The organism is Kitasatospora sp. P5_F3, assembly GCF_054049135.1.
Map to the genome: position 1 here is coordinate 120,681 of NZ_JBFUMY010000009.1, position 15,281 is coordinate 135,961.

Here is a 15,281-nt window from a genome sequence, read left to right on the forward strand (position 1 = left end):
ACGGTGGGTATCGGGAGCCGTTCGGGCCCGTCGCCCGGCGCGGCACCGGCCGCATGGCCGGGAGTTCCTCCGTGGGACAGGGCGGCGTGCAAGGCGATCGATGGTCGAACCCAGCAGGGGTTGCTCACCCAGCCGCGGCCATAGGAGGCCGACGAGTTCGCGACCAGCCCACCGACCCCAACTGAAACCGCGAAACGGACGCCACGTCACGTACCGGCCCTGTGAGACCCGAGACGCCGAAGGCCCCGACCGCTGAACGGTCGAGGCCTTCGTCTGCCTTGGCGGGCGGGTGCGGAGGCTTCTCCTGGGCGAGGTCCGGACCTCACTGGACAGGGGTGAATGAGACCAGAACTGAGACCGACCCCGACCCCGGCCCGTCGATGCCGGTGGCGCGGCTGGTCCGTGCGGGGAGCGTCAGTGGCCGGCCAGGTTGAAGGCGGCGCTGGCGATCCCGTACTGGGCGGCGAAAGAGGCGCCGTTGCGGCTGGTCGGGGTGAGCGAGTAGACCAGTTCGCGGGTCGCGTCCCGGGTGGCGAAGATGCCGCTGGTGTAGCCGGGGCGGCTGCCTGTCTTGCCCCAGAGCACCACACCGTCCGACGGGCTGAACCGCATCAGTCCGGTGCTGAAACAGGCGCGCCCAGTGGTCGGGCCGATGTCGCAGTTCCGGTTCTTGAAGTTCGGCACGTCCGGTACCGAGTACAGCTCGGCCTGCTGCGCGGGCGGCAGCAGTCGGCCACGCAGCAGGGCGCTCAGGAAGTGGTCCAGGTCGGGCGCGCTGGAGATCATGCCGCCCTCGGCCCACGGCCAGGGGCTCTGCTCGGTTACGTCGGCCTGCTCGGTGGAGCCGTCCGGCCGGGTGACGGTCAGGTAGGCGTGCGCGGTCGGGTGCGGCAGTCGGGCGTCGTCGGCGGCCGGGACCGAGGTGTGGTGGAGCCCGAGCGGGCGCAGGATCCGCGCGTTTACCTCCTGCGCGTAGGAGCGACTGGTGACCTGCTCGATCAGCAGGCCGGCCAGGAAGTAGTTGAGGCCGTTGTACTGCTGGGCGGTGCCCGGCTGGAACTGCATCGGATGGGTGCCGGCCTCGGCCACCACCTGCTGCGGTGTCCAGCTCTCGTCCTCGTGGTCGACGAACCACCGAGCGCTGCCGTCGTCCTCGCCGAGGTCGCCGCCGGTCGGTAGACCGCTGGTGTGGTTGAGCAACTGGCGGACTGTGATTGGCGGGTAGGAAGCCGGCAGGGTGCCGGGCAGGTACTGCTGGATGGTGTCGTCCAGGCCGACCCGCTGCTCGGCGGCCAGTTGCAGTAGCACGGTGGCGGTGAAGACCTTGGAGATGCTGCCGATCCGGAACCGCCCGTCGGCTGCCACCGGACGACCTGTGGCCAGTTCGCCGCTGCCGGAGGTGCCCGACCAGCGGCCATCCTTGCCGTCCACCAGGACCACTGCGCTGGTCAGTTGGGCGTTCGGCAGGCCGGATATCGAGGCGCGCAGGGCCTGGGGGTTCGGGGGCGGTAGCGTGCCGGCAGCCTGGGCGTCGGTCGCGGCCCCGGCGGTGAGCGCGACCACCAGCGCGCCGATCGCACCCACGCCGGCCCAACCACGCTGGGTGGAACGGTGGTTTACGGCGGTGGTGGTCATCTCGATACTCCTTGGCAGTGGTTCGTGGCCCGGTTGGTGACATCGAGAAGTCTGCTGGTCCGCGCCCGCCCGGCCATCCGGGGCCAACCCGGACCGGGCCCTGAGCCAGCCCTGGCACACCCCTGGCTACGGCCCCGAGAGCCGGCTCTACTGCTGGACCTGTGGGGTGAGCGTGTGGGTTGTCGGTGGGGAGGCCGGGCTTGGGAGGAATTCAAGATCAAGTGAAACCGCGCGGGAGAACGACGATGGCCCGGACTGTTGAGACAGTCCGGGCCATCGGCCGTCGGAGAATACGAGATTCGAACTCGTGAGGAGTTGCCCCCAACACGCTTTCCAAATGTTCGTCCGGGCGTCCAGTCGTGTACGTACGGGTCCTGGCCTGCGGTGGAGCGGAACGGTCGCCAGGCTTCGGACGCCGCTGAAGGGGGGTGAATGCAACCGGAATTGCAACCCTCGCAGCGCTCAATGCTGGTGCTGGCCAAGCGACAGTTCCCTTCGCCCGGCGCGATCTCCTCGCCGCACTGCTGGTAGAGCTCAGAGCCGGTCGGTGTCCCGCGAGCACAGGGCCCGCAGGACACCGACCGCCTCCCTCTCCACGCCGCATGGGTGGGGTGGCCGGCCCTTCGCTGGTCAGTCGACGGCGCAGGCGATGACGGTGGTCACCCAGCGCATCCGCAAGGTGATCAACTCCCGAGCTGCTGAGGGTCGGCCAGCCAGTTGCCGTGGAAGCCGTACGGCACACGGGCCGGCAGGTGGATGGCGGCGACCGGTTGGGCCGCGAGGTCGCCCGCGTCCAGGATGACGAGGTCGCTGCGATCGGTGCCGACGTCGTAGACGTACGTCATGAGCCAGCCGGCCCCGTCGGCGGTCGCGTCGGCCGGAGCGAACGCGGCCTCGCCGGGTGTGCGGCCCGGGCCGAAGTCGTGCGCGGTCGAAGCCCCGGTGCGCAGGTCATAGCGCACCAGCGAGTCGCCGCAGGTCACGTGCCCGAACGCCGCATGGAGCCCGGTCAGCCGGTCGTCGACCCGGGGGAACTCGCCGGGACGGTCGTCGCACTGCTCTTCCTTGACGGTCCCGGCGGTCGGGTCGATGGTCCACTTCCAGAGCACGGCCTCCTGGGTGCGGTCGATGGCGCCGTCCCCGGTGCGCCGCCACAGTTCCGGATAGCGCATGACGTGCACGACGATCGTCCCGTCCGGCGCGTCGTAGGCGTTGAGCGGGTGGAACACGTAGCACGGGTCGATGTCGAACCAGCGCACCCGGCTGTACGGGTCGTCGCGGCGCAGTACGCCCAGCCGGGCTCTGTAGCCGTCATCCCAGCGGTAGGGCATCGTGGAGGCGACGAGGTCGATATCGAACACCACGGGCAGGTCCATAAAGACGACGTGCTCGGCGGTGAGGTTGAAGTCGTGCATCATCGTCGGCCCGGGCACCTCGACCGGCCTGCTGATCACCAGTTCGCCCGAGGCGTCGGCCCGATGGTAGGTGAGGTAGGGGGCCTCCAGGATCCCGTAGCCGAAGAAGTGCAGCTCCCCGGTGACGGGGCACGTCTTGGTGTGTGCGGTCACCGCGGTGCGCAGCTTTCCGCCGAAGTCGTACGGGCCGACGGTGTTCAGGTCGCAGGTGAGCTCGTAGGGAAGGGCCGTCTCGACGAGGGCGAGGGTGCGGCCGGCGTGCCGGATGACGTGGGTGTTGGCCGGTCCTGCGGTGAGGTCGTGGTGGCCCTGCTCGTCGTAGCTGCGGGCCCCGTCGGTGAAGCTGCGGGTCCGTACCCAGCGGTTGCGGTACGAGATGGCCCGCCCGCCCTCCAGCCGGACGCCGTGGACCATGCCGTCGCCGAAGAACCAGTGGCCGGAGGCGGCGTCGGCCGGATTGGGCCCGTTGCGCAGGTACCAGCCGGTCAGCTCGGCCGGGATCTGTCCGGTGACGGACAGGTCATGCGCAGTCAGTTCTTCGCTCACCGGGGCGTAGTTGCCCGCGAGGTGCCGTGGGCTGTTCATCGGGCAGCGGCCTTGGCCTGCACGGCGGCGACGTAGCGGACCGTGAACACCATGGGGATGGCGAACCCGGCGACCTGGACGAGCGTGGCGGACGTCGAGTGGGCGCTGCCGGCATGGGCGATGACCGCGAGCGCGGCGGCCGTCACCACGAAAGCCGCGGTCCACACGGTGGTGATGACGACGTTGGTCCGGACGAACGGCTTGAGCTCCCAGACCTCGCGGGGTGTGCTGCGCTTGGCGATGCCCAGGGTGAACGGCTTGCCGATGAGCAGCGATATCCCGGCGATGATCGCCAGGGTGGCCGAGGAGAGGGCCGCCGAGTAGTCGTGCACGCCCGAGTGCGGGTCCGCGAAGGCGATCACCGTCAGGGCCGCAAAGAAGACCGCGGAGCCCAGCTCGATGATCAACGCCTCGAAGCCGGCCCCGGTCCTGCGCTGCTGGATGGTCAACGCCACGGCCACCACCAGGGCGGCCAGCGCGGCCCACTGCCACTGGCCGGACGGAAGCACCGCGAAGACGATCCACGGAAGGAAGGTGCGCAGGTACGACATCGGTGGTCCCCGTTTTCTATATTCCTACTCTGACATGTCGAAACTAGAGCCTGCATTAGTGACATGTCAAGAGTGGAAGGTAGGGTGGCCGACATGAGTCTTCGACACGCCCTTCTCGGACTCCTGTCCGAACGCCCGGCCAGCGGATACGACTTGCTCAAGAGCTTCGACACCTCGCTGGCCAACGTCTGGCCCGCCACTCAGAGCCAGATCTACACAGAGCTGTCCAAGCTGGCCGACGCCGGGATGATCAGCGTCACGGCGGAGGGTCCGCGTGGCCGCAAGGAGTACACCCTCGCCGACGCGGGGCTGGCCGAACTGCGGCACTGGCTGACCGAGACCAAGCCACAGCGGAACACCCGCAGCGAGGTCCTGCTGAGGGTGTTCTTCCTCGGCGTGCTCACGCCCGAGCAGGCGCGGGGCTACCTCGCCGAGCTGATCGAGCTGTCCGAGCAGGCGCACGAGAACCTGCGCCACCTGGATGAGTCGATCGACTGGGACGGCGACAGTCTGTCCGTCTACGGCAGGATCACCCTGGAGTACGGCCTGCGGTTCAATGCCATGCGCCGGGAGTGGGCCGAGTGGGCGGTAGGCCAGATCCGGTAGCGACTGCTCGCGGCCGAGCCTTCGTCCCCATCCGCGAGCAGCGGGACGGTCTCCGCCTGGGACTTCGAGACTCACCTCTGCACAGACCGGCCGGTGTCCTGGCACAACTCGTCGGCCCGGCCCCGAGCAGCTGATGGAGGCTCAGGTGTGCGGCACGGAGTAAGGAGAAAGTCGCGGTGGCGTTCGCCGAGGCCCGGGCCATCGACCGAGCCCGGAATCCGGCAAGTATGGCGACAGGAACGACGAAGGCCCCGACCGCAGTGCGGTCGGGGCCTCGCGTTTGCCCTGGCGGGCAGGTGCGGAGGATACGAGATTCGAACTCGTGAGGGGTTGCCCCCAACACGCTTTCCAATTCTCCTCGGTGCCGTCCGCCGGAGTCTGTACCCGTCCTGAGCTGGGGCGGAGCTGGCTGCTGGCTAGCGGCCGAACCCGGCTGGATGGTGGTGAACGAGACCAGAACTGAGACCACCGCGTCGGCCTCCGGCCGATCCGGCATTGCCGTGTCGACTTGGGACCAGTGCGGTACAGAAGATTGACGGTCCTCAACTCGTTTGCTCAGGCTTCCAGCGCCGGGGTGCCCCGGAGCGGGGCCCATCCGAGTCCTCGGCGCCGTCGGCTGGGGGCGAGCTTGCCAGCTTGGCACTGATGAACCGTCCACTGGCGATGGGGCAGCTCACGCTGCGGTGAGCGCCACGGTGGAGGCGGCCATTAACGCTAACGCGAGGGAGGTAACTTGACAGGCCGTCAGGTATCTGATTGGTAGGTGCTTCGACTGCTTCGCCCACCCGTCTTCACCCCCTGGAGTGGCTGTGACCATCGCGGACCTTGTTACGGCGCCCGACGTACGGCGGGAGCCCTTCGGAGCTCTGGTGCACGTCGAGTACCAGCTCCGGGTGCTGGGGCTGCTTTGTGCGGCGGCGGACCAGAGGCCGGCGAAGTTCGCGACGCCGGGATCGTTGGAGAAGTGGGCCGAGTACAGCGTGGCGCAGAGTGAGAGGCTGGGCTGCGCGGAGTGCCGGACGGATGCGCTGGCGGTTGCGGCCAGCATTGACATCGAGGTGGTTGCCGAACCTGGGATGTCAATCCAGAAGGTGCGCAACCAGGTGTGCCACGGCGGTCCGATGCCGGACGCGGTGGACCGCGAGGTCCTGTACCGGGTGGTGGCCGACAACGCCGAGCGGATCGTGCGGATCTACGAGCACGGCCACGTCACCGAGCTGGCACCCTACTTCGGGACGGCCGACGGTACGCTCGCCGCCCTGCACTCGTTCTCGGGCACGTCGGCGCGGTACTGGCCCCGGCGCGGTGAGGCGTTCGAACTGACTGACCGGGACATCGTGGACGCGCTGCGAAGGCTGGAACTCCAGCGTGGCGACCGGTTGCTCGACGACTACGCTCGCGACATTGCTCGGGACCTCGCAGGCTTCGCTGAACCGGACTCGGTCTGCACGCTGGTGTCACCGCCCGAGCCCGTCGTGGTCCGCTGGGAGCGGCGGACGACGGTCGGCTCGGTCGAGCGTTTCGACCGGTTTGAGGTCGGTGCTGATCACGCCCGAACCTGGCTGTCGGAGTCGGGCCCGAAGCCGTACAAGGCGTTTCTGGCTGACATCTGCAACTGGCCGCTGCTCAAGGAGCGGCTGCTGGAGAAGCTCGAGGACCAGGTTTCCGCAGAGAAGCGGGTCAGTCTGGAGCTGTTTGGGAAGCTGCATGAGCAGGTGCGGGACGTGCCAACCCTGGTGCGGATCGATGATGAGTACCAGGGGACAGAAAGCGACCTGACGATTGCCGAGGCGTGCACGAGGGTCGCCGACGGCGTCCACGCCTATCGTGGCAGCACGAGCCTGATCACGCTGACCGGCGAGGCCGGATCAGGTAAGACACACAGCCTGCTGCAGTTTGCTCGGGAGTCGCTGACTGCGGGCGGCGAGCTCGCCCCGGTGGTGATCTATGTCTCGTCTAGTAGGTCCGGCGCCACCACCCTTGAGAAGCTGATCAACGACTCGGTCACAGGGACGATGATCCTGGTTCTCGAGTCGGTGCTGGCCCTGTGCCGGGCGGGTCTGGCGGTCTTGGTGATCGACGGATTCGACGAGATGCTCGGCTTCCGCACCTACGACAACCCGCTGTCGGGCTTGGAGGGGATCCTCCGCAAGCTCCGGGACCGTGGTGCCGTCATCCTCTCGGCGCGGTCGAGCTATTCCGAGGCCCGGCTTCGGACAAGCCTGGCCAAGCATCCGGCGAAGGATGGGCAGCACCGCCTCACGATGATGGAGCTGGTGCCGTGGCGAGCCCAGCAACTGCGCGAGCTCACCGCGGACCTGCCGATCGACGTGGCGTCGCCCGAGACTGCGCCGGAGACCCGGCAGATGCTGACCACACCGTTCTTCTGCCTCGCATTCGCTGCCTGGATGCTGTCCGACCGCACCACCGGGTTCCTGCAGTTCGTGGTCGACAGCTACCTGCAACGGGAGTTGGGCAAGCTGGAGGGCAAGCACGGTGGCCCGATCTTCGATCAGCAAATGCTCGCCGCGATCTTCTGTGAAGCCGCGGAAATGAGCCAGCGCAAGGAGTCTTCAGAGGTCTCCGAGGACGAACTGAAGCTTGCGGCGGAGCTGGCGCTGGGGCGCGCCTTGGAGCCGGAGGAGGAGCGCCGGCTAGTCGCGCTGTGCGGCATGAGTGCCGAATGGTCTGACGAGGAGCTCTCGTTCAGCTTTACCCATCTCGCTATCGCCGAGCACTTCCTCGCCCGGCAGGTTGTGCGGGTACCGTCCGGTCAGGCGCTGTCGCTGCTGACCAATGTCGCGATCTCGGCGCTGTGCGCGCAGTTGATCGCCTCGATGTGGCCGCCTGAGCCGGAGACGAGCCTCGCGGCGCTGGTTACCGAACTCCAGGAGCGGGTGACGGCAGCCGGCTCCCCTGATGACTGCGGCCCCGCGATGGCCAGTCTCGGCGAGCTGTGGGCGAGGGTCCACGGAACAGACGACGTCGCACGGTCCGCGAGCCGGATCATCGTCGACCGGCTCGAACTTGGCGGGTCAGGTGTGGTCACGCTTGACCAGGCGGAGGTGCAGACCCTGGTCGTCGGCTCCGATGTGAGGCTGCGATTGACAGCGAGTCGGATTCATCGGCTCGACATCTCGCAGAGCTCGGGCAATCCGCTAGTGGGCGACTCCCATGAGCACGTATCCGAGCTCCTCACCCAAAGCGGGCTGGTGACTAGCCCGCGGCAGATCCGGGAACTGCTCGGCCTGCCTGAGGAGGTGGCTGACGAGGGGTTCATCGAGAAGTTCTTCCGGGAGAAGATTGCCAATTCCCGGGTGGCGATCGTGGTGGACCGGCACTACAACGCGCCGGACGAGGACGTCCGGATGAGGTGGACTCGCGAGTTCGGCGCGGAGAAGTGGACGGCCTTCGCGAAGCGGCTAGTCGCCGAGGGGGAGCTGATCGAGGAGCGGGTGAACGCTGCTGGGTCGCAGAAGCGGCGGCTGCGCTTGACGGACGCGTTCCACCAGCACTGACCGTCCGGTGGGGGTGCCGAGGATCAAGGCTGTCGTCGGACCCCCAAAAAAACCGCTCGACGACGGCATCCACCTACCTGAGCAGATCACTCAGGGTTACCGCTGTTGGGGCGCTGCCGCGCGCTCTAGTACTCCGAGGTAGGCGGTCGTCGGACGCCAAGCGCATCCGCACGGGCGTCCGGTGACACAGACTGCCTCTTGAGGCCCGACCGGCGGCTGAGACTATGCAACGACGAGAGCCCCGACCGCTGAGCGATCGGGGCTCTCCGTTTGCCCTGGCGGGCAGAGGTGGAGGATACGAGATTCGAACTCGTGAGGGTTTTATCCCAACACGCTCTCCAATTTTCCCGAACCCCGTCCGCCGGGGTTCACACACATCCTGGCCTGCGGCGGAGCCGATCCCTGGCTAGGCTCTGAGCCTTGCGGGACGGGGGCGAATGAGACCAAGGTCTTCTGTCGACCCGGCGGTTTAGTTTATGGTTTCGGTTCTTCCGGCCCAGACTCCGGCTCCGTGCGCGCGCGCCGGGACTGGTACAGGTACGCACCGATCAGCCTGATGAGCTCCTCGGCCCGCTCGCCCTCGCCGGTCAGCGCGCCGGTCAGTTTCCCGAAGGCTCCCTCGTTGAGTACGGCCGCGTCGGTAAGGGCTTCGCGTAGGTCAGGGGAGATGAGGAACTGGTCCTGCGCATTGTTGTCGATCTGCTCGGCGATCCGCGGGTCCTCCTCGGCCATCCCGGCCGCAGCCGTGATGAAGCCGCCGATCTGCGGATCCGCGAACTCGCCGCCGAATAGGCTGTTGATCTTGGCGATCACCTCCGACAGCAGCACTTGCTGTGGATCGCGGGCCACCGCGGTGCCGATACCAGTGACGCCCCGCAGTCCCGGCGCCTCCTGATCTCCGGATAGGGCTATGGCCGCCATGCCCTGGTCAATGTGTCGCACCTGCTTGAGGACTATCCCGGACAGGTCCACATCAGCGCTGGGATCGTCGACCGCGAGCAGGCGCACCAGCTGGCGCAGGAACTCGGCAAGTTTCTCCAGGTCGGTGGTCGAGTAGTCGAGGACCTGGGACATGAAGTCGTAGAGGCGGACGTAGGAGCCGCAGTCCTTGCGGAAGGTCCGCAGCTCGTTCAGCGCCTCGCTGTCGTCCCGCTCGGTTGCGTCGGCCCATCGGTTGGCGAACTCGTCGCGGGCCGGCGTGATCGCCGCCGCCAGGGCCGAGTGCCGCTGCTGGCCCCACCAGGCTTCGGCGTAGCGTTCGACGTCGGCGCGGGTGTAGATGCCGGGCTGGATGAGCTTCGTGGCGAGCTGGTGGACGAGGTTGGGATCGGTGGCAGTCTCAACGTGGGCCTCGGTGTAGTACTGCAGGAACGCATTCTGGATGTCGACGGGGGCGTTGACGAAGTCAAGGACGAACGTCTGGTCCTTCGCCTCACCAGACGGGGTGCGGTACGTGCGGTTGAGACGGGAGAGGGTCTGGACGGCGTGGACATCGGGGAGCTGCTTGTCGACGTACATCGCGCACAGCAGCGGCTGGTCAAAGCCGGTCTGGAACTTCTCCGCCACCAGCATTAGCCGGTAGTCGGGCCGCCGGAACTCCCGGGCGAGATCGGATCCGAGGCCCGGGTTCAAGGATGCCTCGGTGGCGTTCTCCAAGCCGTAGTCCTCGTCGGTGATGTCACCGGAGAACGCCACGATCGTCTTGAGCTTGTAGCCCTTGGCGCGGATGTACTTGTCCGTCTCGATCTTGTAGCGGACGGCTGCTTGGCGCGAGGAGGTGACGACCATGGCCTTGGCCTGACCGCCGAGGAGATGCGCGACATTGGCCCGGAAGTGCTCGACGATAATCTCGACCTTCTGCCCGATGTTGGACGGGTGAAGGTTCTTGAACCGCATGATCTTCTTCGTCGCGGCTTTCGGGTCGACCAGTTGACCCTCATCGTCGCTGCTGATCGTGGTGACGACGCCATCGGCACCGCGCTCCTCGATCTCAAAGGCGGTCTTGTACGTCTGGTATCCACGCAGCACGTCGAGGATGAACCCCTCCTCGATGGCCTGCCGCATTGTGTACACGTCGAACGATTCGGGCTTGCCATCGTCGCCGGGGCGCCCGAACAGGGTCTTCGTTTTGTGCTTCGGCGTGGCGGTGAACGCAAGGAACGACACGTTCGGTGACGACGCTCGGGCCGCTGTCTCGGCGGAGATCCGCCGCTCGCGCTTGGCGTACTCGTCGTCGGCGGAGAGGAGCTCGTTGACGACGTCCTGGGTGTCGACCGCCTCGTCCTCGGCAACCTGCCCACCCTCGGTGATGACCTGCTTCAGGGCGCTGGCCGTCTTGCCGGACTGGGAGGTGTGGGCCTCATCGACGATGACGGCGAACACCTTGTCGCTGAGCGACGTGTCGATCAGGCCCTTGACGTACGGGAACGTCTGGATCGTGACCACGACGACCAGAGCAGGCCCGGTCAGCGCGTCGAGCAGGGCCCGGGACTTCGAGCCGCCGGAGCGGCGCACCGCGGCGGAATCGATGACTGCCACCGAGTCGCCGGAGTCGTCGACCTGGCTGACGGCCTCCTGGAGCTGCCGGTCGAGGACCTTGCGGTCGGAGACAATCAGGACCTTGTCGAAGATCTTGCGATTGTCCCCATCGTGCAGCCGGGCGAGGTGATGTGCGGTCCAGGCGATCGTGTTGGTCTTGCCCGAGCCGGCCGAGTGCTCGATCAGATATCGCCGCCCTGGCCCACCAGAGCGGACCTCGTCGACGATCCGCCGTACCGCACGCCACTGGTGGTAGCGGGGGAACAGCAGGTTCGTCGTCCGCTTGATCTTCCCGGTGGCCGGATCCTCGTCCTCGTCCTTGCGCAGGAACATCAGCGCGCCGAGGATGTGGAGCCAGTTGTGCCGATCGAGAACCTCCTCCCACAGGTAGGAGGTGGCCGCGCCGTTTGGGTTCGAGGGGTTGCCTTTCGCGCCGTCGGCGTGGCCCCGGTTGAACGGCAGGAAGTGGGTCTTGTCGCCGGCCAGCTTCGTAGTCATCCAGACTTCGTCGTCGTCAACGGCAAAGTGGACTAGGGCGCGAGTGCCGAAGCCGAGAAGCGGCTGGCCTTTCGGTTGGCGGTCCTGCTTGTACTGCTTGACCGCAGTACGCCACTCCTGCTTGAAGAATGACTTGAGCTCCAGCGTCGCCACCGGCAGCCCGTTCACGAAGAACACCAGGTCGATCGACCTAGTGTCACCACGGGCCGACGAGAAGTGCACCTGCCGCGCCACCCGCAGTCGTACCGACTCGTATGCCTTCGTCACCGTCGGATTCAGAGTCGCCGCCGGTGCAAACTGGCACATCCGGAAGTGCCCCGTCGCACCACGGGTGTGAGAGAACCTCCGTCGCAGCACGCTGAGGGTGCCGCCGCCCGAGCCCATCGGAGCGTCCAGGCGTGACACGAGCGCGTCGAGCAGCGCTTCCCTGTCGGCCTGCTCGCTAGGCGTGCCGACCTTGACGACCTTCTCGTACTCCTCGGGCTGCGTCGTCTGCAGCCACCAGTGCACGTCCTCCGGCCACAGGGCGCGCTTGGCGTCATAGCCGTCGTCGGACGGGCTGTACTCCCAGCTGTGAGCCGCCAGGTAGTCGGCGATCTCGGCTTCGAATGCGTCCTCGCGGGTCTGATCCGTCGCCGCCATCGTCAGCCTGCCTTCCGAGCGGTGCGTACGTTGATCTGTCCGGTCACAGCGGCCGTGATGAGCGCGGCACGACGTTCCTTGGCGTAGGAGATATGTTCCTGTGCCTTGGCGATGAGAGCGTCGATCTTTGCCGTCTGCTCGTCAAGTCCATCGGCGATCTTGCGCTGCACATCTGAGGGCGGAATCATCATTGGCATTGCCGCCAGCTTTTCGGCAGTCAGGTGAGGCATCGAGACGATATTGCAGTATGCCGCAATAAAGCCTTTCTGTCTGGCCATAATGAGGAAGTAGGTCAGATAGCGACCATCGTTCTCCCCGGCGGGACGGATCCGGTTGATCGAATTCTGAAATCCCCAGCCATCGAGCGACTCGGAGATGAAAGCCGCACGACCATAGCCGCCGATCCCCCCCTCGACTACGACCACATCTCCTGCGCGCAGGTCGAGCATTCGAAATTCACGTGGATTGAACCACATAGACTTCACGTCGGCTAGAGCAAGTTCCCCGTCTGGCTGCACGTTGGCGGCTCGCATATATGGAGCGAGGACATCCGAGCCCTTGTTACTGCTCTGCAGCATCTTGCCAAGGGTTACCGATCCGAAGTGTTTGACCTGGCTGCGAGTCCATCCCGGAGGACAAGAACCGATCCAGGAAGCGTGATCCGAATTAGGGTCGGCGTCGCGCACGAGACCAGTTAGGGCGCTGGCAATGAGTCCGGCCCGGCGTTCCCGGAGGAATTCAGTGAACTTCTCTTGCTTGGAGACCAAGGCATCGATCTGTACTGTCTCATGGTCTAGAAAATCGGCAATGACCTGCTGCTCAACGAGGGCAGGTGCAGAGATCTCGAATTTTGATACCTTGTCGGCGGTGAAGTGTGGAATCGTCGCAGTACTTGCGACGAGGTCGACCCGGCCGCGCGTGAGTGCGTCGTGCAGCGCATAGTCGAGGAACCTTCCATCGGCGCGCCCAACGAGGGGACGAAGACGGATGATCGAGTTCTGGAAACCCCACCCCGGCATATCCTCACGGACCACGGCTGATCGACCGTAACCGGCGCCACCTTCGACGATTACAACGTCGCCGCGGCGCAGGTCAAGCGCCCGTAGTTCGCTCGGGTGGAACCACATCGGCTGCTCCGGCAGATCAATGATCTTCCCTTGAGGCTGGACGTGTGCCGCTCGCAGATATGGGGCGGGGATATCAGACGGACTCTTCGGCTCCGGCTGAACCATTTTCCCGAGTACGACGTTCGCCAGTCGTTTCACTGGCAGAACAGTGCTCACGCCTCTACCTCCCGCAGCATCTCCATGATCTCGCCAACAACGCGGTTGAGGTCAGCGTCGATCTCCTCCAACGGGCGGGGCGGAGTGTAACGGTAGAAATGCCGAGTGAACGGGATCTCGTAGCCGGTCTTCGTCTTCTTGTCGACCCAGGCGTCAGGAACGTGTGGCTTGACCTCAGCCTCGAAGTAGGCGGCGATGGTTTCCTGTGCGGCGTCATGGGTTTTGGGGTGACCGCCCCAACCGAAGGGGATATTCTCGGTGTCGCGCAGCGCAGGGTTGGGCTCGATCTCGCCTTTGTGCGGGCCGGAAGTGTAGCGGCAGATGTCGGCGTCGTCATCGTGTTCGCCGATCGTCTGCCACAGTGTCTTGCGCTGAGCCGGGGTCAGCGTGACTGGGCAATCATGTAGGTGCTTGCCGAGGTCATGGAGGAACTTCTCCCTGTTGAGGTAGACCTGCTCGCCGAAGGAGCTGAGGGCCTCAACCAGGTCCGGGATTTTGCCAAGGGTTCTGTGGTCGGTCACGTCGGCGATCCGCTCGGCGCTGCACTGGAACTTGAAGCGCATGGGACGCTCGACGGTGATCGTCCAGTAGGCGAAGTCATAGTTCTCGAAGATCTTCGAGATGTCCGATGCCTCGCGGGAGGCGAAGGCCTGCACGATCGCGGTGCGAGCGTCATCAGAGATTTCGACGCGCTTGGAGCCGACCGACTTGCGCAGTTTGGAGCCGAGCCCGGTAGCGTCGATGAGCTGCACGGTGCCCTTGCGTTCGGAGGGCTTGGCGTTCGCGAGGATCCACAGGAAGGTCGGGATGCCGGTGTTGTAGAACATGTCGTTGGGTAGAGCGACGATCGCCTCGACCAGGTCGTTCTCCAGCATGTGCCCACGGATGTTGGACGGTCCGAATTCTGCGCCGCCGGTGAAGAGTGGCGAACCGTTGAGGACGATGCCAGCCTTTCCACCGCGGCCGTTCTCGTCCACGCCGCGCATCTTCGATGCGACGTGGAGGAGGAACAACATTGCGGCGTCGCCGATGCCGGGCAGCCCGGGGGCGAAGCGTCCCTGGCCGCCGCGCTCGTGCTCGGTAGTCACCTCGGAGGCGACGGCCTTCCAGTCGGTGCCGAACGGCGGGTTGGACAGGACATAGTCGAACTTGCGGTCCGCGAATCGGTCGACGACGAGGGTGTCGCCTTGGCGGACGTTGGTCGGGTCCTGGCCCCTGATGAGCAGGTCGGCCTTGCAGATCGCGTAGGTGCGCGGGTTGATCTCCTGGCCGAACAGGGCCGTTGAGGCGGACGGGTTCAGGTCGTGGAGGTGCTCGTCGGCGACGGTCAGCATGCCGCCGGTGCCGACGGTGGGGTCGTAGATGGAGCGGACCTGGCCTCGGTCGCGCAGTGCCTCGGTGTCCTCCGCATAGACGAGGTCGACGAGAAGGCGGACTACGTCGCGGGGCGTGTAGAACTGGCCGGCGCCGTCGTTGGCGGACTCGGCGAACCGGTAGATGAGGTTTTCGAACAGGTCGCCCATGTCCGCGTTCGAGACGGTCTCAGGGCGCAGGTCGATCTTTTGGAAGTGCTTGACGACCGGCGAGAGGCGGTCGCGGGCATCGAGGGTGCGCAGGACGTTCTCGAAGTCGAAGGACTTGAACACGTCCAGGTTCGACGAGAAGCCAGAGACGTAGTCGATGAGGTTGGCCGCGAGGTTGTTCGGGTCTTGCAAAGCCTTCTTCAGGGTGTACTCGCTGGTCGTCCAGAAGTTCAGGCCCGCACTGTCCTGGGTGCGCGTCTTGAGCTTCAGGTAGGTGCGGCGCTGCTGATCACCGGGGTACTGGCTGATGATCTCGGCCATCGCCTCCCGGTGCGGTTCCATCACGCACTCCAGGCGGCGCAGCACGGTGAAAGGCAGGATCACCGAGCCGTACTCGGCTTCCTGGTAGGGGCCGCGCAGTGTGTCGGCGACGCTCCATACGAATTGGCTGAGGACGCTCACGCAGGTCTTCTCCGGTCTAAAGCTC

8 protein-coding genes are annotated in these 15,281 nt (G+C 66.0%); 2 read left to right on the plus strand and 6 right to left on the minus strand.

The window, feature by feature from the left end; all coding sequences use genetic code 11:
* Positions 1–414 precede the first annotated feature (414 nt).
* The 3 genes from ACXJMZ_RS07645 to ACXJMZ_RS07655 all read right to left on the minus strand — a co-directional run bounded on the left by ACXJMZ_RS07645 (position 415) and on the right by ACXJMZ_RS07655 (position 4,186).
* Complete coding sequence (locus ACXJMZ_RS07645) at positions 415–1,635, minus strand: serine hydrolase domain-containing protein (protein WP_457029189.1); 1,221 nt, start codon at positions 1,633–1,635, stop codon at positions 415–417.
* A 683-nt stretch (positions 1,636–2,318) separates the two neighbouring features.
* Positions 2,319–3,635: a carotenoid oxygenase family protein gene (locus ACXJMZ_RS07650; RefSeq protein ID WP_457029190.1), complete on the minus strand. Its 1,317-nt coding sequence runs from the start codon at positions 3,633–3,635 to the stop codon at positions 2,319–2,321.
* Positions 3,632–4,186: a hypothetical protein gene (locus tag ACXJMZ_RS07655; protein ID WP_457029191.1), complete on the minus strand. Its 555-nt coding sequence runs from the start codon at positions 4,184–4,186 to the stop codon at positions 3,632–3,634. Before ACXJMZ_RS07655 ends, ACXJMZ_RS07650 begins: the two co-directional genes overlap by 4 nt.
* Positions 4,187–4,279: 93 nt before the next feature.
* Here ACXJMZ_RS07655 and ACXJMZ_RS07660 point away from each other — a divergent pair, with 93 nt between their 5' ends.
* Both ACXJMZ_RS07660 and ACXJMZ_RS07665 read left to right on the plus strand, forming a co-directional pair.
* On the plus strand, positions 4,280–4,792 hold the full coding sequence (locus ACXJMZ_RS07660) for a PadR family transcriptional regulator (protein ID WP_457029192.1): 513 nt from the start codon (positions 4,280–4,282) through the stop codon (positions 4,790–4,792).
* An 809-nt stretch (positions 4,793–5,601) separates the two neighbouring features.
* The gene (locus ACXJMZ_RS07665) at positions 5,602–8,310 is read left to right on the plus strand and encodes an NACHT domain-containing protein (RefSeq protein ID WP_457029193.1); all 2,709 of its coding nucleotides are present in this window, start codon (positions 5,602–5,604) and stop codon (positions 8,308–8,310) included.
* Between the two features lie 474 nt (positions 8,311–8,784).
* Here the strand turns inward: ACXJMZ_RS07665 and ACXJMZ_RS07670 are convergent, their stop codons facing one another.
* From ACXJMZ_RS07670 to ACXJMZ_RS07680, 3 genes are read right to left on the minus strand one after another with little or no spacing between them, the layout of a single operon-like run.
* A complete protein-coding gene (locus tag ACXJMZ_RS07670) occupies positions 8,785–11,988 on the minus strand; it encodes a type I restriction endonuclease subunit R (RefSeq protein ID WP_457029194.1) in 3,204 nt (1,067 codons plus the stop codon).
* 2 nt (positions 11,989–11,990) lie between these two features.
* Entirely contained in the window at positions 11,991–13,271 is a 1,281-nt protein-coding gene (locus tag ACXJMZ_RS07675; RefSeq protein WP_457029195.1) for a restriction endonuclease subunit S, read from the minus strand.
* Positions 13,268–15,256, minus strand: coding sequence for a type I restriction-modification system subunit M (locus ACXJMZ_RS07680; protein ID WP_457029196.1), 1,989 nt, complete (start codon positions 15,254–15,256; stop codon positions 13,268–13,270). Before ACXJMZ_RS07680 ends, ACXJMZ_RS07675 begins: the two co-directional genes overlap by 4 nt.
* Between the last annotated feature and the right edge of the window lie 25 nt (positions 15,257–15,281).